This is a genomic window from Devosia lucknowensis, from assembly GCF_900177655.1.
GTDB classification, from domain to species: Bacteria; Pseudomonadota; Alphaproteobacteria; order Rhizobiales; family Devosiaceae; genus Devosia; species Devosia lucknowensis.
The window spans coordinates 81,277-103,066 of the sequence record NZ_FXWK01000001.1 but is presented as its reverse complement, the minus strand read 5'-3'; the positions used below and the strand labels follow the sequence as shown (position 1 = coordinate 103,066).

General features: G+C 62.9%; 27 protein-coding genes and 1 other RNA gene. 15 read left to right on the top strand and 13 right to left on the bottom strand.

Annotated features, from left to right (window positions below; all coding sequences use genetic code 11):
• Nucleotides 1-61: 61 nt before the first annotated feature.
• Nucleotides 62-928 (bottom strand): LOG family protein, encoded by an 867-nt coding sequence (locus CCK88_RS00520; protein ID WP_086468614.1) that lies wholly within the window; start codon nucleotides 926-928, stop codon nucleotides 62-64.
• Between the two features lie 136 nt (nucleotides 929-1,064).
• On the opposite strand from CCK88_RS00520, the gene CCK88_RS00515 reads away from it, so the two are divergent.
• Nucleotides 1,065-1,919, top strand: coding sequence for a DUF817 domain-containing protein (locus tag CCK88_RS00515; RefSeq protein WP_086468613.1), 855 nt, complete (start codon nucleotides 1,065-1,067; stop codon nucleotides 1,917-1,919).
• A 254-nt stretch (nucleotides 1,920-2,173) separates the two neighbouring features.
• Here the strand turns inward: CCK88_RS00515 and CCK88_RS00510 are convergent, their stop codons facing one another.
• The gene (locus CCK88_RS00510; RefSeq protein WP_086468612.1) at nucleotides 2,174-3,037 is read right to left on the bottom strand and encodes a hypothetical protein; all 864 of its coding nucleotides are present in this window, start codon (nucleotides 3,035-3,037) and stop codon (nucleotides 2,174-2,176) included.
• Between the two features lie 97 nt (nucleotides 3,038-3,134).
• Nucleotides 3,135-3,872 carry a phosphatase PAP2 family protein gene (locus tag CCK88_RS00505; protein ID WP_086468611.1) on the bottom strand — a complete coding sequence of 246 codons (738 nt, stop codon included), beginning with the start codon at nucleotides 3,870-3,872 and terminating at the stop codon, nucleotides 3,135-3,137.
• Between the two features lie 79 nt (nucleotides 3,873-3,951).
• Between CCK88_RS00505 and CCK88_RS00500 the strand changes: the two genes are divergently transcribed.
• Entirely contained in the window at nucleotides 3,952-4,887 is a 936-nt protein-coding gene (locus tag CCK88_RS00500; protein ID WP_086468610.1) for a diacylglycerol/lipid kinase family protein, read from the top strand.
• The gene (locus CCK88_RS00495; RefSeq protein WP_086468609.1) at nucleotides 4,884-5,708 is read left to right on the top strand and encodes a metallophosphoesterase family protein; all 825 of its coding nucleotides are present in this window, start codon (nucleotides 4,884-4,886) and stop codon (nucleotides 5,706-5,708) included. The genes CCK88_RS00500 and CCK88_RS00495 overlap by 4 nt, the downstream gene beginning before the upstream one ends.
• 15 nt (nucleotides 5,709-5,723) lie before the next feature.
• On the opposite strand, the gene CCK88_RS00490 is transcribed toward CCK88_RS00495, so the two are convergent.
• The 4 genes from CCK88_RS00490 to CCK88_RS00475 all read right to left on the bottom strand — a co-directional run bounded on the left by CCK88_RS00490 (nucleotide 5,724) and on the right by CCK88_RS00475 (nucleotide 9,181).
• Entirely contained in the window at nucleotides 5,724-7,214 is a 1,491-nt protein-coding gene (locus CCK88_RS00490) for a PAS domain-containing protein (protein ID WP_342068313.1), read from the bottom strand.
• A gap of 151 nt (nucleotides 7,215-7,365) precedes the next feature.
• On the bottom strand, nucleotides 7,366-7,998 hold the full coding sequence (locus tag CCK88_RS00485) for a hypothetical protein (protein WP_086468607.1): 633 nt from the start codon (nucleotides 7,996-7,998) through the stop codon (nucleotides 7,366-7,368).
• Between the two features lie 76 nt (nucleotides 7,999-8,074).
• Complete coding sequence (locus CCK88_RS00480; protein WP_210189889.1) at nucleotides 8,075-8,290, bottom strand: hypothetical protein; 216 nt, start codon at nucleotides 8,288-8,290, stop codon at nucleotides 8,075-8,077.
• Between the two features lie 39 nt (nucleotides 8,291-8,329).
• Entirely contained in the window at nucleotides 8,330-9,181 is an 852-nt protein-coding gene (locus CCK88_RS00475; protein WP_086468605.1) for an SDR family NAD(P)-dependent oxidoreductase, read from the bottom strand.
• 72 nt (nucleotides 9,182-9,253) lie between these two features.
• On the opposite strand from CCK88_RS00475, the gene CCK88_RS00470 reads away from it, so the two are divergent.
• The 8 genes from CCK88_RS00470 (at nucleotide 9,254) to recR (ending at nucleotide 13,926) form a co-directional block, all read left to right on the top strand.
• On the top strand, nucleotides 9,254-9,601 hold the full coding sequence (locus tag CCK88_RS00470; RefSeq protein WP_086468604.1) for a MerR family transcriptional regulator: 348 nt from the start codon (nucleotides 9,254-9,256) through the stop codon (nucleotides 9,599-9,601).
• 82 nt (nucleotides 9,602-9,683) lie between these two features.
• On the top strand, nucleotides 9,684-10,127 hold the full coding sequence (locus CCK88_RS00465; RefSeq protein WP_086468603.1) for an SH3 domain-containing protein: 444 nt from the start codon (nucleotides 9,684-9,686) through the stop codon (nucleotides 10,125-10,127).
• A 138-nt stretch (nucleotides 10,128-10,265) separates the two neighbouring features.
• Complete coding sequence (locus CCK88_RS00460; protein WP_086468602.1) at nucleotides 10,266-10,508, top strand: type II toxin-antitoxin system Phd/YefM family antitoxin; 243 nt, start codon at nucleotides 10,266-10,268, stop codon at nucleotides 10,506-10,508.
• On the top strand, nucleotides 10,505-10,891 hold the full coding sequence (locus CCK88_RS00455) for a type II toxin-antitoxin system VapC family toxin (RefSeq protein WP_086468601.1): 387 nt from the start codon (nucleotides 10,505-10,507) through the stop codon (nucleotides 10,889-10,891). Before CCK88_RS00460 ends, CCK88_RS00455 begins: the two co-directional genes overlap by 4 nt.
• Nucleotides 10,892-10,935: 44 nt before the next feature.
• Nucleotides 10,936-11,031: signal recognition particle sRNA small type (ffs, locus tag CCK88_RS00450), an RNA gene on the top strand.
• A gap of 121 nt (nucleotides 11,032-11,152) precedes the next feature.
• On the top strand, nucleotides 11,153-12,937 hold the full coding sequence (locus tag CCK88_RS00445) for a DNA polymerase III subunit gamma/tau (RefSeq protein ID WP_086468600.1): 1,785 nt from the start codon (nucleotides 11,153-11,155) through the stop codon (nucleotides 12,935-12,937).
• A complete protein-coding gene (locus CCK88_RS00440) occupies nucleotides 12,934-13,257 on the top strand; it encodes a YbaB/EbfC family nucleoid-associated protein (RefSeq protein WP_086468599.1) in 324 nt (107 codons plus the stop codon). The genes CCK88_RS00445 and CCK88_RS00440 overlap by 4 nt, the downstream gene beginning before the upstream one ends.
• Before the next feature lie 72 nt (nucleotides 13,258-13,329).
• The gene (gene recR / locus CCK88_RS00435) at nucleotides 13,330-13,926 is read left to right on the top strand and encodes a recombination mediator RecR (protein ID WP_086468598.1); all 597 of its coding nucleotides are present in this window, start codon (nucleotides 13,330-13,332) and stop codon (nucleotides 13,924-13,926) included.
• Here the strand turns inward: recR and CCK88_RS00430 are convergent.
• Complete coding sequence (locus CCK88_RS00430; RefSeq protein WP_086468597.1) at nucleotides 13,923-14,399, bottom strand: hypothetical protein; 477 nt, start codon at nucleotides 14,397-14,399, stop codon at nucleotides 13,923-13,925. The two genes, recR and CCK88_RS00430, sit on opposite strands and share 4 nt — an antisense overlap.
• A 91-nt stretch (nucleotides 14,400-14,490) precedes the next feature.
• On the opposite strand from CCK88_RS00430, the gene CCK88_RS00425 reads away from it, so the two are divergent.
• Nucleotides 14,491-14,709, top strand: coding sequence for a hypervirulence associated TUDOR domain-containing protein (locus tag CCK88_RS00425; protein ID WP_086468596.1), 219 nt, complete (start codon nucleotides 14,491-14,493; stop codon nucleotides 14,707-14,709).
• Here CCK88_RS00425 and CCK88_RS00420 read toward each other — a convergent pair.
• Entirely contained in the window at nucleotides 14,706-16,130 is a 1,425-nt protein-coding gene (locus tag CCK88_RS00420) for a DNA recombination protein RmuC (protein WP_086468595.1), read from the bottom strand. The genes CCK88_RS00425 and CCK88_RS00420 overlap by 4 nt on opposite strands.
• A 132-nt stretch (nucleotides 16,131-16,262) precedes the next feature.
• On the opposite strand from CCK88_RS00420, the gene def reads away from it, so the two are divergent.
• The 3 genes from def (at nucleotide 16,263) to truA (ending at nucleotide 18,602) form a co-directional block, all read left to right on the top strand.
• Nucleotides 16,263-16,778 (top strand): peptide deformylase, encoded by a 516-nt coding sequence (gene def, locus CCK88_RS00415; protein WP_086468594.1) that lies wholly within the window; start codon nucleotides 16,263-16,265, stop codon nucleotides 16,776-16,778.
• Between the two features lie 136 nt (nucleotides 16,779-16,914).
• On the top strand, nucleotides 16,915-17,838 hold the full coding sequence (fmt, locus tag CCK88_RS00410; RefSeq protein ID WP_086468593.1) for a methionyl-tRNA formyltransferase: 924 nt from the start codon (nucleotides 16,915-16,917) through the stop codon (nucleotides 17,836-17,838).
• Entirely contained in the window at nucleotides 17,838-18,602 is a 765-nt protein-coding gene (gene truA, locus CCK88_RS00405) for a tRNA pseudouridine(38-40) synthase TruA (protein ID WP_086468592.1), read from the top strand. Before fmt ends, truA begins: the two co-directional genes overlap by 1 nt.
• Here the strand turns inward: truA and CCK88_RS00400 are convergent.
• Genes CCK88_RS00400 through dapD form a run of 4 tightly spaced genes read right to left on the bottom strand, consistent with a single transcriptional unit; the run spans nucleotide 18,569 to nucleotide 21,703 of the window.
• Complete coding sequence (locus CCK88_RS00400) at nucleotides 18,569-19,147, bottom strand: hypothetical protein (protein WP_086468591.1); 579 nt, start codon at nucleotides 19,145-19,147, stop codon at nucleotides 18,569-18,571. The genes truA and CCK88_RS00400 overlap by 34 nt on opposite strands.
• A 13-nt stretch (nucleotides 19,148-19,160) precedes the next feature.
• The gene (locus CCK88_RS00395; RefSeq protein ID WP_086468590.1) at nucleotides 19,161-19,700 is read right to left on the bottom strand and encodes a hypothetical protein; all 540 of its coding nucleotides are present in this window, start codon (nucleotides 19,698-19,700) and stop codon (nucleotides 19,161-19,163) included.
• The gene (dapE, locus tag CCK88_RS00390; protein WP_086468589.1) at nucleotides 19,697-20,851 is read right to left on the bottom strand and encodes a succinyl-diaminopimelate desuccinylase; all 1,155 of its coding nucleotides are present in this window, start codon (nucleotides 20,849-20,851) and stop codon (nucleotides 19,697-19,699) included. Before dapE ends, CCK88_RS00395 begins: the two co-directional genes overlap by 4 nt.
• A 9-nt stretch (nucleotides 20,852-20,860) precedes the next feature.
• Complete coding sequence (gene dapD / locus CCK88_RS00385) at nucleotides 20,861-21,703, bottom strand: 2,3,4,5-tetrahydropyridine-2,6-dicarboxylate N-succinyltransferase (protein ID WP_086468588.1); 843 nt, start codon at nucleotides 21,701-21,703, stop codon at nucleotides 20,861-20,863.
• Nucleotides 21,704-21,790 lie beyond the last annotated feature (87 nt).

The window sequence follows — 21,790 nt, the reverse complement described above, 5'->3', positions numbered from 1 at the left end:
GTCGGGCCACCTTAGAACCAGAGTGTGGCATTGCCGTTAAGCCGGCCGGGGCAACCGTGTTTCAGTCGCCGCGGGGGCTCGGCTCGCCCATCTGCGGAAGGTTGTAGAACTGGCGCACCACGTCCCATCCCTCCTCGGCCGTGTCGACCACGGTGAAGAGATTGGGATCGTCGGGGGCGATGGTGCCCGCTTCGGCCAGCGCATCGAGGTTGATGACCTTGGTCCAGAATTCCTTGCCGAACAGCAGCATGGGGATCTTGTCCATGCGCCCGGTCTGGATCAGCGTCAGCGCTTCGAAAAATTCGTCCAGCGTGCCGAAGCCACCAGGGAAGACGGCGACCGTCTTGGCGCGCATCAGGAAGTGGATCTTGCGCGTCGCGAAATAGTGGAAGTTGAAGCTCAGGTCGGGCGTCACATAAAGGTTCGGCGCCTGCTCGTGCGGCAGCACGATGTTGAGGCCGATGGAGGGCGCGCCCATGTCCGTGGCGCCGCGATTGCCTGCCTCCATCACGCCCGGGCCGCCCCCGGTCGTCACCACGAATTCCTTGTAACCGAGCGAAGCCGAGGTCTGGGAAGCGTACTGGGCGAACTTGCGCGCCTCCTCGTAGTATCGTGACGCGGCCTCGAGGTTCTTGCGCTGGGTTTCGTTCTTGGCGGCCCAGGCCGGCTTGCCGGGTTCGGGAATGCGCGCACCGCCGAACAGCACCACCGTCGAATTGATGCCGTGCTCACGCAGGCGGAATTCGGGCTTGAGATATTCGAGCTGAAACCGGACCCCGCGGGTGTCCTCCGAGGTCATGAATTCGTCGTCGGCGAAGGCCAGCCGATAGGCGGCGCTGCGCGTCTGCGGGGTATCCGGGGCCTTGCGCGAAACGGCAATGTCCTCGCCCGAGGTGCGCAGGGATGTCGGGTGGCGGCGTTTGGACAAGGCGAACTCCTGGATGTCAGGCGGCGCGCCACAATTCGGCGCGGATTGTAGATTGGCTTGGGCGCAAGGTGATCACCTTCTCCCGCCAATGTCTAAAAGGGCATAAACGCACGGAATGGTCGGGGCAAGGACGGGCATGGCCAATCGGTTCACGAGTGTGGAAGCGGCGATCGACCATGCCGCGCATGGCATTCTGGCCCGCATGCCGCGCGGACGCTTGGCCGACGGGTTCGTCGAATTCCTGGTCTTCGGCTGCAAGCAGGCCTGGGCCTGTCTTTTCGGTGGCCTGATGCTGGGCATGATCCTCGTCAGCCGTCTGTGGTGGCCCGATATCGGCATCCACCGCTACGACTTCTGGTTCGTCGCGGCGCTCGCGATCCAGGCGGCCATGATCGTCTTCAAGCTCGAAACGCTGGAAGAAGCGCGCGTCATTCTCATCTTCCACATCGTCGGCACCGGCATGGAGATCTTCAAGACGGCGGTCGGGTCCTGGATCTACCCCGACGACGCCCTCATCCGCATTGCCGGCGTGCCGCTGTTTTCGGGCTTCATGTATGCCTGCGTCGGCAGCTACATGGCGCGTATCCAGCGCATCTTCGACATCACCTTCACGCGCTATCCACCGGTCTGGATCACGGCCGTGGTCGCGGTCGCAATCTACGTGAATTTCTTCACACACCACTACCTGTTCGATTTCCGCTGGCTGCTGTTCGCCGCCATTGCCCTGCTCTACGCGCGCAGCTGGATGCACTACCGCGTGTTCCGGTTTCGCCATCGCATGCCCATGCTTCTGGCATTCCTGCTGGTGGCGCTGTTCATCTGGATCGCCGAGAACATCGGCACCTGGTCCCGCGCGTGGATATACCCCGATCAGGCCGACGGCTGGTCCATGGTCAGCTGGAGCAAGCTCGGCTCCTGGTACCTGCTGATGATGATTTCGGTGGTCCTGGTGACCCTCGTCCATCCGCCGCGGCGTTACGTTCCAACCTAGTGGAGGCCGGCAGAACTCGTCGATTTCAAATTTGGGTACGAAAATGACCGCGCCTGCCCACCCAAACGAATGGTAACAATAGCGGGTCGTACATCTAGGCTTCTCGCGCTGCTGCAAGGGGGCTTGTTGTAGCGCATGAGATCGAGGGTGGGGCGGGTCTCTTCAACCTGGCCAACCTCATCCTCTGACTGCACAGGGGCAATTGTGCAGTCCTCAAATGGACAGGCTGGTTTGAGCTCCAGCCTGTCCTTTTTTCATCCCCGATTGGGCAGTAGGTGGTGGCCGAGAAAGGCCAGCGATAGCGCAACCCACTCAGCGTGGTTTTTCCGCAGCAGATCGGTGGGCATCGGCACGCCGTTGCGCACCAGCATCAGACCCTTCTGTTCGCCCATGGCGATCAACTGGGTCACCTGGCTCTTTGTCAGGCCATAGCGCGATGCCATTTCGCTGCGGCTCAAAGGCGGCTGGCCCTGGGCATCGGCGACGAGCAGGCCCATGGTAAAACTGGCCCCACCTTCCTTGCGGCCGTAAAATTCCTGGAAGTCGGCCTGCATGGTCTGGGGTTGCGTGCCAGCGGCGAACTCGCGGCCGGCACTGCGCAGGAAATGCACCAGCGCTCCAGAGTCCTGGGCCAGGCGGCCGGACCGGTCCTGGCCCGGAAACAAAGCGTCGAGCGCGTTGGCCGCCGGCATCAGCCATTGCTGCGGAAAGGCAATCATCGCCGGCGTGGGTATGTATAGCCAGCTCCGTCCATCGGCAGGATTGGGCCGGCGCTCGAGAAATCCATAGAGTGTCGCCAGCGACAGCGTGGTCTTGAGGATCCGCGGCGAGATCTCGCCGCGACGGCAGATTTCGTGCAGTTCCCCATAGGTCATCGAGCCATCGAGGCCGTGACCCACCTTCTCCGCCCAGATCGTGAACAGGAAATTGAGCGCGCGATAGCGGTCCTCATTGGCGATCAGCTTGGCAAAGGGCCGGCTGGCTTCGCGGTAGAACGAGAGCGATGTCGTGTACCGATCATGGATCAGACCAAAGTCCGGATGATCGAGAACCGCGGCAGTATCTTTGCGGAACTGCTCTTCGGTGCGGGGTTGAGCAAGGGGCTCGGCATGCGTCATGGGCAAATGGCGACTTGGACTGTTGAGCGGGGTTGGTGATCCGGCCACAGGCCCGCGACCGCCGTCGAGGTCAAATGATCTCTGTGTGACCGCATGGTCAGGCCTGGTTTTCCACCGGTGTGGGCATGACCTTGCCGCGGCGCTGCAGCACGACGGCGACGGCGCTGCAGAGCAATGCCCAGGCGGCGCCGAGGCACCATCCGGCGAGGACGTCGCTGGGGAAGTGGACGCCCATATAGATGCGGCTCATGCCCACGATCAGCGTCAGAAAGATCGCGGTGCTGAAGATGTAGATGCGCTTGCTGCGGCTCGGGGCAAGCCGGGCCAGAAGCGCGCCCAGCGTCAGGAAGGTCACCGCGGAGAGCATCGCGTGGCCGCTGGGAAAGCTGGCGGTGAACTGGTGCGACATGGCAGTCAGGTCCGGTCGTGGCCTGTCATAGGTCATCTTGAGCAGCGTACTGATCAGCGTGCCGCCCAGCACCGATACGAGGATCAGCAGCGCCTCGGCCTTGAGTCTCAGCATCAGCAGATAGCCGCAGACGCCGACCACGATGAAGCCGAGGAGGATGAAGCTCCCCAGCGCCGTGATGTCTCGGACCATTTCATGCAGCCAGACCGGACCGATGACGTTGTCGATGTTGGTGGGGTCGCGGAACATCATCAGGATGGCGTTGTCGAACGCCACCAGATCGTCGTCGGCCACACCGTCAGCAATATTGAGGAATGCAAGCACGAGACCACTGACGATGGCGATTGACGCCAAGAGGCCTGCTTCTGCGGTGATGAACTTTTGAATACGGCGGATCGGGGTTGAGCGGACCAGTCGGTTGAGCATCGCAGATTTCCAGTTGTCGCTTACGCAACGCATTTCGCGCGCTATGCGTTGCTGACCAGCCCCACCGGACCGAGATCAGATGACCAGCCAGCGCTTCTACGTTCTCCTAAACGAAAACTCCGGAACAGCCCATGCCCTCGGCGTCACCAGGGAAACCTTGGGCGAACTGTTCGAGAAAAATGGGCTCGACGCGCGTATCGACGCAGACTGCAGCCGCAGCATGGACGAACGGATCGCCGATGCGGTTAGCAGTGATGCTGAAATCGTCGTCGCCGCGGGGGGCGACGGCACAATTACCGCGCTGGCCGGAGCGCTCGTCGGTTCGGAAAAACACCTGGCCATCCTGCCGCTGGGCACATTCAATGCCGTCGCCAAGGACCTGCACCTCCCCCTCGATCTGCCGGGCGCCGTCGCCGCCCTGACCCATCCGAGCAGCCAGCGCATCGACGTCGCCGACGTCAATGGCCGGGTATTCCTGCAGAAAGTCGTCATCGGCCTCATTCCCAGCTTGGCCGCGGGACGCGAGCACCTGCGCGGCCGGGAGACGCTTCCGGTCAAGATTGCCTTCATGCGGTTCCTGTTCCGGCGGCTGGCGCGGGCGCGACGGCTGGCTGTCGTCATCGACCCCAGCGATGGCGAGCGGCGTGTCGAGCGTATCCAGGCGCTGGCCGTGGCCTGCAATGCCTATGACGAGGGCTTGGGCAAGTTCTTCGCCCGCGAAAGCCTCGATCGCGGCACGCTGACGCTCTACATCCTCAAGCACCTGCGGGCGCGCGACTTCTTCCGCCTGGCGACCGGCATGATGCTGGGTCGCTGGCGTGACCACGAGGCGCTCAGCATGGAGAGCATTCAGCAGATCACCATCGACACCCGCAAGCCGCTGATCAAGGTGATGTTCGACGGCGAGATCGAGACCTTCCAGACGCCGCTGACCTTCACCATCCGGCCCAAGGCGCTGTCGGTGATCGTGCCGGCGGAAGTTTCGGCCGAAACCGAGACGGTGGTGGCCGCATGAAGATTCTGCACATCTCGGACCTGCATTTCGGACATCACGACCCGGCCCTCGCCGCCGGCTTTGCCGACGACATCAATGCCCAACGCCCCGATCTCATCGTCGCCAGCGGCGATTTCACCCAGATCGGCACCAAGGAGGAGTTCGAGCAGGCGCGCGAATTCCTCGACAAGCTCCATGCTCCGATCTTCGCAGTGCCCGGCAATCACGACGTGCCGGCGGTCAACATCCTGCGTCGCTTCCTCAACCCATACGGGCTCTACAAGAAATACATCGCGCGCGATCTCGAGCCCTATCTCGAAATGAATGGGGTCGTGCTCGTCGGCATGCGCACCTCGCGCCGGGCGCGGCTCGAATGGAACTGGGGCCACGGCACGATTTCGCGCAGCCAGCTCGAGGATCTCGAGGAACGCTTCAACCGTGCGTCGCCCGATGCGGTGCGCGTGATCGTCGCCCACCACCCGCTGCTGTTCCCCACCGAGCCGATGATGCAGAAGACCAAGCGCGTGAAGCGGGCCGACGAGGCTCTTGAATGCTTCGCCTCGCTCGGCGTGCGCCTGGTGCTGTCGGGGCATTTCCACCTGTCCTATGTGCGCAAGCACGAGGCCAGGGATGCGGCGCGCGAAGGGCAGCCGATGGGCCTGAGCAAGGCCGTTTCGGCGCCCATCCTCGTGGCGCAGGCCTCCTCGGCCATATCGACGCGCCTGCGCGGCGAGGCGAACGCCTACAATCTCATCGACATCGGCGATCAGATATCGGTCACGGTGCGGGAATGGCGCGATGGTCAGTGGCGGACGCGCGACAAGGCGACGGAGCCGGTCTGACCGGCCCTGCCACCGTCAAGCCTGCGGAGCGGGACGGCCCGAATAGGCGTCGACATTGTCGGAAAGCTGCGACACCGGCGCCTTGAGTTCGTAGAGAATGCCGCCGGGACGGAAATCAACCTGGGCCGTGCCGCCCAGTTCCGCCGAGGCGATGTTTTCGATCACCCGCGAGCCGAAGCCGCGGCGCTGTGGCGGCAAGACCGGCGGCCCGCCCATTTCGCTCCAGTGGAAGCGCAGCGTTTCGGTCTCCCCGGGGAGGAGATCCCAGGTGATGGTGACGCTGCCGTCTTCGCTTGAGAGCGCGCCATACTTGATGGAATTGGTCGCCAGTTCGTGAATGGTCAGCGACAGTGTCGAGACCGCCTTGGCGCCGAGCAGGACGCGCGGACCGGCAATGCGGAAATCGGCGCCTTCGAAGGGCGCGAGCGAGCGCTCCACCACATCGGACAGCGTGGCGCTGCTCCAGCCTTCCTGGGTCAGGAGGTCCTGCGCCGTCGCCAGCGAATGAATGCGGCCAACGGCGATCTGCTGTGCGTCGTCGAGCGACTTGGCCGAGCGCAGCGATTGCACGAACACCGACTGGGCGGTCGCCAGCATGTTCTTGACCCGGTGATTGAGCTCGCGCGAGAGCAGCTTGCGGTGTTCCTCGGCTTCCTTGCGCTCGGTGATTTCCATGGAGACGCCCGACATGATCGAGGGCGTATCGGTCAGATCGCGGTTGACCTGCCCGCGCACTTCCACCCAGCGCAGCTCGCCGTCGGGCGTGCGGATACGGTACTCGATCGAGAATTCGCCGCCGCTCTCGATGGCCTCGTCGATCACCTGGGTCCAGCGCAGCCGATCCTCCTCGACAATGGACGCCTTGAGATCTTCGTAGCTGAACGGCGCGTGCGGATGGCGGCCGAAATTGACCTTGCACTGGGGCGAGGAGATCAGCCGGCCCGATGTCAGGTCCAGCGTCCAGATGCCCATGCGCGCGGCATTGAGGATGAAGCGGATGCGCGTCTCGTTGGCCATGAGGTCGAGCATGCGCCGCTCGATTTCGCTTTCGAGTTCGCTGTGCGACAGCTGCAGTTCGGAAACGCGGTTGCGCTCGGGCGAAACGTCGAACTGCGAGGCGAAGAAATAGCTCAGTTCCCCGGCCTCGTTGAACACGGGCGAAATCAGCAACCGGTTCCAGAACGAGGTGCCGTCCTTGCGATAGTTGAGCAGGTCGATCTCGATCGACTCGCGCCGGGCAATGGCATTGCGGATGCGGGTCACGTCTTCGCGGTTGGTGCCAGGCCCCTGGAGAAACCGGCAGTTCTGCCCCATCACCTCGGCGCGGGTATAGCCCGTGAGCTTGGTGAAGGCGTCGTTCATGAAGACGATGGGATTGTCCGGCTTGCTGGGGTCGGTGATCAACATCGGCATGCGCGTGGCGCGAACGGCCGAGGCAAAGGGATCGTTGGATGCTGAGATGCGATGCAGTTCGCTATCGATACGGTCTTCCTGCGTCGTCAACACACTCTCCTTGCCGCGCATGTCGCGGACCTTGCAGCACCAGAACCGTACTTGGGCGGTTTACGCAAGTGCTGTGGGGGCAAAACGCATGGGGATTGGCTTGGAGCCAGCCTTGCGGCTGAATTTATTCGCCGGGCAAGCGGAACCCTTGAGCTCAGAGGAATTCGCTGGCGAATTCGTCCCAGCCGCGCAATTTCTGCCCCGTCGCTTCGTCGCGACCGGACTCGGGCGGCACGGTCGCGTTCTTTTTCGCCTCGCGCTTGAGCTTGGCCTTCCACAGCGCGCGACGGCGGTTTTCCGCCTTGGTCTCGGCGTCTTCCTCGCGCCAGGTCTCGACGCGGTCGCTGTTGAGAAGGTCTTCGACCATGCGCGGATCGAAGATATGGAAGGTGATCTTGCGCGCCCGGCCACGCAGCTTCACGGTCCTTGTGCCGGCGCTGGGCAGGCGCCCGTCCTTGAGCCAGCGATGCCGCTCGCTGGTCTTGATGGTGAGAATATCCTCGATCTCGCGAGGGATGACTTCGAGGCTCTCGATGCCGACCAGCGCCTTTTCGACACTCACCGACACAGCGGCGAAGTCAGCCTCCGCACCCTCCTCCATGCCCAGGACCAGCTCCGAGCCGCGCACGTCGAGACACTTGCGCAGCTTCACGGGCAGCCGGGCGCGGATTTCGAGGAGGATGCCCTTGGCGCGCACCGACGAGCCCAGCGTCGCCGCGGGCGGCAGCGACCATTCCGCGACAAGCGTGATATTGGGTTCGGGCTTCTTCTTGGCAATGCGGGGCATGACGCTCAAATAGCTGCGATTTCACACCGAGGGGAGAGGCGACACGAGGTAGTGATGCGGCTCGCCTCGGCTTCCTTCACTGCCCAAGCCGGAACGCGTCGTCGACCGTGCCGGCTCTGGCCCGCGCTACACTGGCCAGCCACTCGGCCCATATGGCATCGTCGGCTGGCCTGCCATCGGCCATGAGGCTCATGCTCCCCAGCAAAGCCCCGACATCGTCGGATTTGGTCCGCCGGTAATAGTCGTCGAGAAATGCGAACATCGCGCTATAGGCTTCTGCCTCGGTCATCATCGTCACGCTCCTCATCGCTTGTGGCAACCGTTGCTATCCTCATACCCGCTGGCGGTCGACCCCGACGGCCCGCAGGCTCCAGTCCAGCACCGCGTCCGACAGGATTGGGTCGGCGGCGTCGCCGCGAACAGGTCGTTGGCGGCCATCTTCGAAATAAGCGCCGCTGACATGCGCCACCGCCTCGGACAGCGCCAGCTTCACCAGGGTTTCAGCCGCCTTTTCGGGCGAACGTGCAAAGAGGCGCCGGGTCAGCTGGTAGTATGGCTCGAGCAGTCCGCCCTGCCCGCGTCCGAAACCGGTATTCACGAAGCCGGGGCTGAAGGCGTTGACCGTTATTCCAAGATCGCCCCAGCGCCGGGCCAGCGCGCGCGTGAACATGAGATTGTAAAGCTTGGTCGCGGCATAACTGCCATTGGTGGAAAAGCGACGCTCCGACTGCATGTTGTCCGGGCGGTAGCGGGCGCTCCTGTAGACGAACGAGCCGGTATTGATCACCCGTGCCGCCTGCGCCCGCAGCAGCAGCGGCTTGAGACCCAGCGTCAGGCCGACATAGGCGAGGTGGTTCACCGCCATTGTCCGCTCCACGCCGTCGACGGTCACGTCCCGGCGCTGAAACCAGGTGCCGGCATTGTTGGCCAGCACGTCGATGGCATCCTCGGACTTCGTCAGTTCGGTCACAACTGACCCGACCCCTTGTCGTATCGACAGGTCGGCAGGGAGGTAGCGGTGTCCGCCCTCCGCCGGCGGCGCCAGTCGGGACAGGGCCTCCGCCCCCCGCCCATGGTCGCGGCCTATGAGGATCAGCCGGTGTCCGCGCGCGGCAATGGCCGTGGCGGCAGCCAGACCGATACCGGCGGTGCCACCGGTGATCACAACAGTTTTCGGGGACATGTCCTCACCTTCGTCATTGCGATGAGGACGTGCTATAAACCCTCAACCACACTTGAGGGTCAAGGCAAAAACATGCGCATCGGCGAGCTTGCCCGTCGCACCGGACTATCGGTCTCCCGCATCCGCTTCTACGAGGCACAGGGACTGATCTCGCCTCCGTCGCGGGAGCGGAACGGCTATCGGAGCTATGCCGACGGTGCTGTCGCGCGCCTCGTGTTCATCGATCGGGCGCGGCTCCTTGGTTTCTCCCTGGCCGAGATCGGCGGCGAGCTTCCCGATGCCCGATCCCTGCCGGATCCCCAGGCCATCGTCTCCGCCCTGATCGAAAAGCAGCTTGATCTCGATCGCATCATTGCCGACGCCCAGGCGCGCAAGCGGTCCATCGCGGCGCTTGTGGAAGAACTCAGCTGCGCGCTCTAGTCAGCGGTTCACAACCCCGATCCTTGCGCTTTCCGTTAACCCCCTTTGGCCAGAATGTCCGTTCGTGACGAAAGGCGTGTCTATGGCCAGGAAAAAGCAGCAACAGGGTTCGAACGTCATCGGTCTTGCCATTCTCGGGGCTCTTGGCTTCGGCATCTATCAGTTCGGCATTGTCGGCAATCCCGATCGCCCCTCGGCTTCCCTAGCGCGGCCGGCCAGCGTCGCATCCGCCACACCATCGCGCACCACGCCGACCCCTGCGCCGGCGCCAGCGCCAGCGGCCCTCGATGCGCCGCGCTTCGTCAATGTTGCCGAGCTCAACGTTCGCCACACTCCCAGCACGTCGGGTCCGCTGATCATGACCCTGCCGCGCGGCACCCAGCTCAAGGTGCTCGGGCGCAAGGACGGCTGGTTGCTGATCGACGTGAACCCCACGCTCGAAGGCTGGGTTTCAGAACAGCTGACCACGACAAGGACCCCGCAGCCGTCCCTTCGCCCGCCGGAGCCGCTGAAGGCGTCACGGTAGAGTACGTCCGACGTTAAGCAGTGTCGCCGGTTGTCAGGCGGTTCCGAGGTGACAACGGTTTGAACAAGCCGTCAAACTGCTCCTTGTCACAAGCGTTGCCTCGGACTAAGTTTACTAAACTAAGTCGAGGCTTGAACAATGACACTTACCGTGAACATTCACGACGCGAAGACCCATTTGTCGAGGCTGGTGGAACGGGCAGCGAATGGCGAGGCATTCGTCATCGCCAAGGCAGGTAAACCGATGGTCAAGGTAGTCCCCCTCGACCAACCCAGTCAGGTACGCCGCCTGGGCTTCATGAGAGGGCAGTTTACCGTGCCTGACGATTTCGATCGCATGGGCGAGGCCGAAATAGCTGCCCTCTTCGGCGAGACAGAATGAAGGTCTTGTTGGATACCCACATTCTGCTGTGGGCCGCAGCAGAGCCTGAGCGTTTGCCGTCGGCAGCGCGTGTCCTGCTTGACGCTCCGGAAACGGAACCCGTGTTCAGCGCGGCAAGCCTTTGGGAGGTTGCCATCAAACACGGGCTCGGTCGGGACGATTTCCGCGCCGACCCGCGTCTGTTGCGACGCGGGCTTGTCGACAATGGCTACGACGAGTTACCGATCACAAGCGAGCACGCAGTCGCCATTCTTGGCCTTCCCTTGATCCACAGGGATCCTTTCGATCGCATGCTGATTGCGCAGGCGACCGTTGTCGGCATCGAGCTGATAACCGTGGACGAGACCGTGGCGCGCTATCCGGGCCCGATCAGGCTTATCTGACCCTGCCTCTTGCATCCTGCCCGCAAAATCCGCATATAGGCCGCGGGAGGTTGGCGCGGACGTGTTCCTCGCCAACCGGGTCAGGTCCGGAAGGAAGCAGCCCCAACGAGATCCTCACGGGTCGATGCCAGCCTCCTATTCAATTCTCTGTTCGTATCTGGCGATTTGGGCCGCAGGCTTTTGCGGGACGGGCACCATTGCCCTATGGTCTGGGCATGACGACAGGCAGATTCCCTTTCATGCGAGGCAAGGACCGGCAGGATGGCTGAAAACCAGACCTCTCCCTATCTGGTCCTCGCGCGCAAATATCGCCCGCGCGATTTTTCGACCCTGGTCGGGCAGGATGCGATGGTGCAGACGCTGGGCAATGCTTTCGCGCAGAACCGCATCCACCATGCTTTCATCCTCACCGGCGTGCGCGGCGTGGGCAAGACCACCACGGCGCGCATCCTCGCCCGCGCCTTCAACTATGAAGACGAGACCGGCCGTCACCCGACGCTCGACCTCTCGAAGGAAGGCACGCATTGCCGCGCCATCATCGAGGGTCGGCATGTCGACGTGGTCGAGATGGACGCCGCTTCCAACACCGGCATCGGCGATATCCGCGAGATCATCGACTCGGTGAAATACGGTCCGGTTTCGGCACCCTACAAGGTCTACGTCATCGACGAGGTGCACATGCTCTCGACGGCGGCCTTCAACGGCCTGCTGAAGACGCTCGAAGAGCCGCCGCCTTATGTGAAGTTCATCTTTGCGACGACCGAGATCCGCAAGGTCCCGATCACCATCCTGTCCCGTTGCCAGCGCTTCGACCTCAGGCGCATTCCGGCCGAGGTGATGTCGGACTATCTCGAGACCATCCTCGGACACGAGGGCATTGGCTTTGAGGCCGATGCGCTGGCCATGATCGTCCGTGCCGGCGAAGGCTCCGCCCGCGACTCGCTCAGCCTGCTCGACCAGGCCATTGCCCACGGCAACGGCACGGTCACTTCGGCAACGGTCAAGGCCATGCTGGGCCTGGGGGACCGGGCGCGCATCATCGATCTCTTCGAAGATCTGATGGGTGGCCGCATCGCCGAGGCGTTGACGGCGCTGCGCGAGCTCTATGACCTCGGGGCCGATCCACAGACGTTGCTGGCCGATCTCGCCGAATTCACCCATCTCGTTACCCGCATCAAGGTTGTGCCGGCCGCGGCGGACGATGCCTCGCTGACGCCGGACGAGCGCACCCGCGGACGCGACCTCGCCAACCGTCTGCCGATGCGCGCGCTGACCCGCGCCTGGCAGATCCTGTTCAAGGGCAACGAGGAAACCGGCCGCGCCGGAAATGCGCTGCAGGCCGCCGAGATGACCCTGATCCGCCTTGCCTATGCGGCCGATCTGCCCAGCCCCGACGAGGTGATCACCAGGCTCACCCAGCAGGGCACGCTGCCGCAGGGTTCGTCCACGCCGCAATTGCCGTCGCGTTCGCCCTCGGGTGGGGCGTCGGCTATGCGCGTCGAGGCGCTCGATACCGCGCCGATGGAGTCTCCGGCGCCATCCCCCGTGCCGGCTTCGCGCCCGCAGGCCGTTGCCCAGCCACAGGTCATCGCGCAACCCCAGGCCCAACCGGCCGTACTGCCGGCGCTGGCGACCGTCGCGAGCTACAAGGACCTCATCGCCCTTGCCGCGGCCAAGCGCGACGTGCTGGTCAAGCTGGCGCTCGAAAGCACGATGCGTCCGGTGTCGTTCGAACAGGGCCGCATCGAGGTCGCGCTCAGCGACGGCGCCGATCCGGGCATGATCGCGACCCTCTCGGCGCGGCTGCAGACCTGGACCGGCCAGCGCTGGCTGGTCATGGTGTCGACCAAGGCTCCCGAGGGCCTGACCATCCGCCAGGAAAAGGAACAGCGGCAGCAGGCGGCGACGCAGGCCGCGCATGACGACCCGCTGGTCAAGGCGATCATGGAAACATTTCCCGGCGCCAAGCTTGTCAATGTAACGGTGCGCGAAGAAGCCACCGCTCCCGAACTTTCCCCGCCCCCGTTTGAAGAGGACGACGAATGAAAGACATCATGGGCATGATGAAGGCCGCCAGCGAGATGAAGGCCAAAATGGAGACCATGCAGGCCGAGTTGGCCGACCTGGTCGTCGAAGGCCGGTCCGGTGGCGGCATGGTCAGTGTCTCGCTTTCGGGCAAGGGCGACATGCGCGGTCTCAAGATCGACCGGTCGCTGCTCAAGCCGGAAGATGCCGAGGTGGTCGAAGACCTGATCGTCGCCGCCTACAATGACGCCAAGGCGAAAAGCGAAGCCGAGGCCCAGCGCAAGATGGCCGAAGTTACGGCAGGTCTGCCCATCCCCCCGGGCATGAAACTGCCGTTCTAGTCTCCTGTCACGCATTGGCGTGGCCAAACGTTAGCAGTCTGCTAGCAAATTCCCTCTTGCGGTGACGATCCGATGCCTTCCGGCGGACCAGAAATCGAACAATTGATCCAATTGCTGGCAAGATTGCCAGGTTTGGGTCCCCGTTCGGCCCGCCGGGCCGTCCTGCACCTGATCAAGAAGAAAGAGCAGCTGATGCTGCCCCTTTCCGCGGCGTTGGACCGGGCGGTCGAAGCCGTCCGGACCTGTGAGGTATGCGGCAATGTCGATACCATCAGTCCCTGCTCCATCTGCGCCGACGCGCGGCGCGGCGAGAGCGGAATTCTCATTGTGGTAGAAGATGTTGCTGACCTCTGGGCGCTCGAGCGCGCCGGCGTCGGACAGGTGCGTTACCATGTCCTGGGGGGCGTGCTGTCCCCACTCGACGGCGTCGGGCCCGACGATCTCAACCTCGATGGATTGATCGGCCGTGCCCATGACTACACCGAAATCGTCCTGGCGATGAACGCCACGGTCGAAGGGCAGACCACCGCCCATTACATCACCGACCGGTTGGCGGGCACCCAGATCAGGGTCACCCGCCTCGCGCATGGCGTACCGGTCGGCGGCGAGCTCGACTACCTCGACGAAGGCACGCTAAGTCAAGCACTTAGGGCGCGTACCGAGATCTAGTGAAGGTCGAGCTTGAACTCGTCGCTGCCGTGCCAGGCATTGTCGTCGTCCGCCGGACCTTCCTCTTCCTCGTCATAAAATTCTTCTTCTCCGATAAGGGCTTGCCGCGCATCGACGTCGTCGGGCGATAGCGCGTCGAGGTGGTCGGCAGGGTCGATATCGACAGCCGCATCAAGCTCGCCATTCTCGTTGGCTTGCTCGGAGTCGGCACTTAACTCAGTGATGGCGCGATCGATTTCGCCGATCATGTCCCTGGGATCCTGATCTCCGAAGTCACCGCTTTCGCGCGTAGCGAGCTCAGCCCGCATTTCCTTGAGCCGGTCGATCCGCTCCTCGACCGGACGATCGCTTCCATAGAGCAGGTCTTCGATCTCGTCCTGGCTATAGGGCAGGCCAAGGGAAATCTGCTCGGTCGCGTCGAAAGTAGCGTCATAGGGCATGAGCGGATCGGAATTGTCGTGATGCTGAACCATGGTCGGTCTCCCGTTTGGTGTTCGCTTCACAATGAACGCCGCGGCTTCCGAAGCGTTTCGCCAGAGAAAAGGATTGTGATCGGAGACAAGAATGGCTTTTCGCAAGGGTTCGAAAGTCAGCTGGGCCTGGGGTGCCCACACGGCATCAGGCAAGATCGTCGAGCGCTTCACCCAGAAAGTGACGCGCACCATCAAGGGTACAGAGGTAACCCGCGAGGCGAGCAGCAAGGAGCCGGCCTACCTGATCGAGCAGGAGGATGGGGATAAAGTACTGAAAAGCCGCAGCGAACTCAGCGCGGCCAAGAGTTAGTTGAGATCGCCCGGATCGTCACCGACGACGCGCAAGGCCGGCTTTTCGTCGGTGCCGCCGTCCCAGCCGCCAGGAATGGACTTGCTCGATTTGGCGCCGAGTTCGCGCAGCATCTCGACCTGACGCACGACATTGCCACGGCCCGAGGAAAGCTGGTTGCGCGCGTCGTCGAAGCTGGAGCGTGCCTTGTCGAGGTGTCCGCCGAGTTTGTCCATCGTGCCCAGGAACCCGGCGACCTTGTCGTAGAGCTGCCCTGCGCGTTCGGCGATCTCCTCGGCATTCTGGTGGCGCTTTTCGATGTCCCAGACATTGCGCACGGTCCGCAATACGGTCATCAGCGTGGTCGGCGTCGTCAGCATCACGCCTTTTCCCATGCCGAATTCGACCAGCTTGGCATCGTGCTGAATGGCGGTTGCAAGGGCACTCTCGATAGGCACGAACATCATCACGTAGTCGAGGCTGGATTTGGCAGCGCGGTGATAGGTCTTTTCGCCCAGCGTCGTGATATGGCCGCGCACCGAAGTGATGTGGGCGCGCAGGTGCTGATCGCGGTCGAGGTCCTCGCTGTTGACGAAGGCCTCGAAGGCGGTCAGCGACACCTTGGAGTCGATCACCAGTCGATCGCCATTGGGCATCAGGATCTCGACATCTGTGCGGACGCGCTGTCCATCCTCGCCGGTATGGCTCTGCTGGGTGAAATACTGTTCGCCCTCGCGCAGGCCCGACTGTTCGAGGATGGTCGAGAGGATCATCTCGCCCCAAGCGCCCTGGGTCTGCGAGTTGCCCTTGAGGGCCCGCGTCAGGTTCTGCGCCTCGGTCGTGATCTGAAGATTGCTCTCCGCCAGGGCACGGATGCGCTCGCCCATGGCCGACCGATCCTCGAGCAGGTTCTTGTGGAACTCGGTGATCTTGTCCTGCAAGGGTTTGAGCAGGGTATCGACCTGATCCCGGTTCTGCTTGGTGAAGGTTTCGCTGTGAGAGCGCAGCACATCGCCGGCGATCGCCTTAAACTCATCCGTCATCTGCTGGCGCGCCTCCAGGAAGCGCTTGAGGTTTGCCTCGTTCTGCCGCGCCTGCTCATCGAGCCGGGTGCGCATTGCTGCAAGCTCGGACTGCAGTCCGCCGGACTTCTCGCGCTCGGCGTCAAGAAGGTCGCCTAATCGCTCGCGTTCTCGTTCGACTTGAATTTCGAGGTCCCTGATGCGGACGTCGCGGGTAGCCACCTGTTCGAGGAAATTGGCCTTCAGGTTCTCGCTGGCCTCGCGGGCGGCGATATCTGCCCGCAGCGCACTGTTGCGGGCCGACGTAACGAGGAAGGCGACAAGCGTGACGAGCAGCACCACGCCGCCTGCCAGCAAAGCCAGCCTGAAAGTAACGGGCAAGTCGCCCAGCATGAAGAGAATGGTGTCGAGATCGCGCATGCCGGCAGTCTATTCCGATTCTCGCGTTCTTAAAATGTTCCCGATCTCGTCGCGCATCCGGCGCTCCGGAGTTGACCGCGAAGGCGGAAATGGCCATATCGGGAGCAATCCTTTCTCCGCCGGACTTTTGCCATGGCCATCCGCCCAATTCTCGTCATTCCCGATGCCCGACTGCGCGCTGTCGCCGACCCGATCATCGAGGTCGATGACGAAATCAAGACGCTCGCCAAGGACATGCTGGATACGATGTATGATGCTCCCGGCATCGGCCTTGCTGCGCCGCAGATCGGCGTCATGAAGCGGATCGTGGTGATGGACCTGGCCGGCGAAGGCGAACCCGCCGCACCGCTGGTGATGATCAATCCCGAGATCACCCATTTCGGCGATCAGATGCAGGTTACCGAAGAGGGGTGCCTCTCCATTCCCGAGCTCTATTACGAAGTCGAGCGACCCAACGACGTGACGGTGAAATACACGGATCTCGAGGGCAAGGAAGTCACCAAGGAAGCGGAAGGAAAGCTGGCCGTCTGCATCCAGCACGAACTCGACCACCTCGATGGCGTGCTCTACATCGACTATCTCAGCCGCCTCAAGCGCGACCGCGTGATCAAGAAGTTCGACAAGCAGGCAAAGCTGGCTGCGCGGTAAGCGCGCCAGAACACCTTGGCCGCTCCTCGGTCATCACCGGGCCTGTCCCGGTGATCCATGCGATGCCCAGAGTGGATTGCCCGAACAAGCCGGGCAATGACGAAGACGGGGGTATCGAAGTTCAGTGAGGCTTTAAATGCGCGTCGTCTTCATGGGAACGCCGGATTTTTCCGTTCCGACCCTGACCGAGATCGTTTCGGCGGGACACGAGGTCGTAGCGGTCTATACCCGCGCACCCAAGCCGGCCGGACGCGGCCAGGCCGAGCGCAAGTCGCCCGTGCATGAAACGGCCGAGGCCTTCGGCATTCCCGTGTTCACGCCGCGCTCGCTCAAGGGCGAGACGGAACAGGCGCAGTTTGCGTCCCTCGGCGCCGAAGTGGCCGTGGTCGTTGCCTACGGGTTGATCCTGCCCAAGGCGGTTCTCGATGCGCCGGAATACGGATGTCTCAATCTTCACGGCTCGCTGCTACCGCGCTGGCGCGGCGCCGCGCCCATTCAACGGGCGATCATGGCTGGCGACTCCCAGACCGGCATCGTCGTCATGCAGATGGATGAGGGCCTCGATACCGGCGCGATGGGCCCTACCGAAATCATCCCGATTGCACCCGACATGACGGCCGGCGAACTGCATGACCAGATGATGCGCGTTGGTGCCGATCTGATGGGTCGGGCCCTCGCGGCGCTCGAACGCGGCAGCCTCGATTTTACTCCGCAGCCCAACAGCGGCGAAACCTATGCCGCCAAAATCGACAAGGCAGAGGCCAGGATCGATTTCGCCAAATCTTCGGAAGAGGTGCACAATCTTGTTCGCGGTCTTTCGCCATTTCCGGGCGCCTGGTTCGAAATGGAACTCGGCGGCAAGACCGTGCGCATCAAGGCGCTCCGGTCGAGCATTGCGGAGGGCATCGGCCAGCCCGGCGCATTGCTCGGCGACAATCTGGTGATCGCCTGCGGCAACGGTGCCATCCGGCTTACCCAGGTGCAGCGCGAAGGCAAGGGTATGATGGATGCCGCAACCTTCCTGCGGGGCGCGGGCCCTCTGCCAGCCAAAGTCAGCTAATGGCGCGCTTCAAGCTCATAATAGAATATGACGGCACGCCGTTCTGCGGCTGGCAACGCCAGGCTGACAGGATGAGCGTCCAGCAGGCGCTGGAAGAGGCGATCGAGCGGTTCTCGGGCGAAACCGTGACCACGCAGGCCGCGGGAAGGACCGACGCCGGTGTGCATGCACTCGGCCAGGTCGCGCATTTCGATTTATCGAAGGATTGGGATCCGTTCCGCGTTCGCGAGGCGCTCAATTACCACCTCAGGCCGCATCCGGTCGTGGTCATCGATTGCCAGGGTGTCGGACACGATTTCGAAGCACGGTTCTCTGCGACGGCGCGGCACTACGAGTACCGCATCCTCAACCGCAGAGCGCCAGCAGCGATCGAGCGCAACCAGGTCTGGCATGTGCCCATGCCGCTCGACCCGACGCGCATGCACAAGGCCGCGCAGCTGATCCTGGGACACCACGATTTCTCGACTTTTCGCTCATCGGAATGCCAGGCCAATTCGCCGATCCGCACGCTGGACGCTTTCGATGTGTCCGGCGACGGCGAGGTGATTTCCATTACCGCCAGCGCGCGCAGCTTCCTCCACCACCAGGTCCGGTCGATGGTCGGCTCACTCAAGCTGGTGGGCGACGGAAAATGGAGCCCGGCCGATTTCCGCGCCGCTCTCGATGCCGCCGATCGCCGGCGTTGCGGCCCGATGGCGCCGTCGAGCGGCCTTTACCTGACCGGCGTCGACTATGATGCCGCGGGCAGTGGCCCAAGGGCCTGAAGCATAAGACCACCGAACAGCAGCAGGCCGATGAAGTTGGCCACCACCTGCGCGACGATGAAGATGGCAATCTGCATCGGCGCCAAGGTAACGATGCGCCGCGCGATATTGACCTCGATGATGATGGCGACGATGCCCATGACGATGAGCATGATATCGCTGCCACCCAGAAAGATGATGGCGATGGATCCTGCCAGGGCGACGAAGAAGTTCACCCAGTTATCGGCAACCAGATAGGGCATGAAGCCGTCGAGCCGACCCATCATGTTGAGCACGACATAGGCCGCGCCGATCTGGAAGACATAGAGGACGACCGACAGCATCGTCATGCTGGTGGCGGCTCCGGCGGGCGATGCCACGCCAACGAGCATCGGCCCAAAGACGCTGACCCCAATGCCGATGATCAGTGCAATGAAGCTGCCGATGACACCGCGCATCGAGAAATCGAAGTAACGCGGGGCTTCCTGGCGACCCAGGACCAGCGCCCATGTACCGAGGGCTGCGTCGCGGGCTTCTTCGAGAAAACTTAAATTGGGCTGGGGCAAGGCGGGACTCGTCTCAGGCGGCGGGAACGGGCGCTGGCATCATGTAGAGCGCGATGGGCGTCCCGACAAGAAGAAGCACGGTCAACACTCCGAAAGCTGCCGAAACGCCGAAGCTCCAGTTGCCGGCCACACGGCCGAGCCTGAAAAGCATAACGATCAGGCCCAGCCAGAGCAGCGGTAGAAGGAAAGGGATCGCCAACGAAACAAGCGCGCCGAGGATGAGGTAGAAGGTGAGCGCGTAAACGCCGGGAACGAGCAGAGGCAGTACCGGACCGCGGTCCTTGATGGCAAAGCGCGTGCCGAAGACGCCGATCAGCAAGGAGGCCAGCCACAGTGACTGATAGAGGAGAAACACCACGAAGCCCATCGCCGTGGGCACGCCCATGTCGAGTGACGCGAGAACCACAGCGAGAATGGCGAAGACATAAAACAGCACCAGCGCGGTGGCGAGGCCGGGGATCGTCAACCGGAAGCGATCCTGCCACAGGAGTTCGCCGCGGATGATCATGATCCAGCCGTAGAAGGCCTGCTGAAGCGCCCTCAAGATCGTCATGCGCGGCTTTCCGTGAAAAAGCGGCGGATGAAGCTAGCATAGATTTCGGTCAGGCCCGTAAGGTCGGCAATGGCAATGTGCTCATCGGCCTTGTGCATGGATGGGCCGACGAGACCGCACTCCACTACCGGTCCGTATTGGGCGATGAAGCGGGCATCGGATGTGCCGCCGCCGGTGGAATATTCCGGCACCTTGCCGGTGCGTTCAGCGAGGACGGCCGAAAGCGTGTCGATGTCGCTGCCCAGCGGCGAAAGGAACGAGCGCGAGGGAACGCCGGATACTTCGAAGTCGATCTCTGTGCCCCTCGCGTCAACCGAGGCCAGTCGATCCCGTACCCAGTCGGCCAGGGACTCTGGCGTCCAGAGGTCATTGTAGCGGATGTTGAAACGCAACGTGCCGCTCATGGGGATGACGTTGGACACTGGATTTGCGACGTCAATAGTGGTCAGTTCCAGATTGCTGGCCGGAAAATGCGCCGTCCCGTCGTCTAGTTTCTCAGTCGACAGGGCCGTGGCAACCGCCGCCAGAACGGGCAGCGGGTTGTTGGCCTTGTGTGGATAGGCGACATGGCCTTGCGTACCCGTTACCGTGATCTTGCCCGAGAACGAGCCGCGTCGGCCGATCTTGATGCTGTCGCCCAGCGTTTCGGTGGAGCTGGGTTCGCCGACGATGGCGAAATCGAAGCCGTGGTCGTTGTTCGCCATCCAGCGCACCAGCTTTTCCGTGCCGTTAACGGCATCGGCTTCCTCGTCATTGGTGATGGCGAGCTGGATGGTACCGGCTTCGGGCGGAATGGCGGCACAGGCCGCCACGAAGGCGGCGATGCCGGATTTCATGTCGGCAGCGCCGCGACCATATATGCGCCCGTCGGCAATGCGCGGCACGAACGGATCGGACGTCCAGTGAACGGTATCGCCGGGCGGAACCACATCGGTATGCCCGGCAAAAAGCAGACGGCGACCGCCCTGCCCGCGCGTCGCAAAAAGATTGTCGACCGGATATGATCCGTCGCCGTCGAAGGGCAGGCGCGTCACCGAAAAGCCGATCGCCTCGAGTTCGGCCTGCAGCAGGTCGAGCGCACCGGCTTCTTCGGGCGTCACCGAAGGGCAGGAAATCAGGCGCCCGAGAAGATCGACAGGGTCGATTGCCATGGAGGTCGCCTAGTCGCGCAACAAATCGTTGATGCCGGTCTTGGACCGCGTCTGGGCATCGACTGTCTTGACGATGACGGCGCAATAGAGGTTCGGGCCGGGGCTGCCATCGGGCAGCGGCTTGCCGGGCAGGCTGCCCGAAACCACGACGGAATAGGGCGGCACATAGCCCATGTGGATCTCGCCGGTCTGGCGGTTCACCACCTTGGTGGAGGCACCGATGAAGACGCCCATGGACACGACCGAGCCCTCGCCCACGACCACGCCTTCGACGATTTCCGAACGTGCACCGATGAAGCAGTTGTCTTCGATGATGGTGGGGCCCGCCTGCAGGGGCTCAAGCACGCCACCAATGCCTACGCCGCCGGACAGGTGAACGTTTTTGCCGATTTGGGCGCATGAGCCGACCGTCACCCAGGTGTCGACCATGGTGCCTTCATCGACATAGGCGCCCAGATTGACGAAACTCGGCATCAGGATGGCGCCCTTGCCGACAAAGGCAGACTTGCGGACGATGGATCCGGGCACGGCGCGGAAACCAGCGGTGCGCCAGGTGTTCTCGCTCCAGCCCTCGAACTTGGTGGGGACCTTGTCCCACCAGGTCGACTGCTGCGGGCCACCCGACATCGGCACGTTATCGTTGAGGCGGAACGAGAGCAGCACCGCGCGCTTGAGCCACTGGTTGACCTGCCACTTGCCATCCACCTTCTCGGCCACACGGGCCTGACCGCTATCAAGCAGGTTCAGGGCCTCGTTGACGGCATCGCGCACCTCGCCCTGCGTGCCGAAGTTGATCTCGGCGCGGTTCTCGAAGGCGGTGTCGATGATCTGAGCGAGTTGGGCGTGCGACATGGGCGATCCTGAAGGGAATTCAATCGCGCGGACCATAACCGGGACGTCCGGCGTGTCAACGCATAAGCTTGGAACCACCCGCCCCCG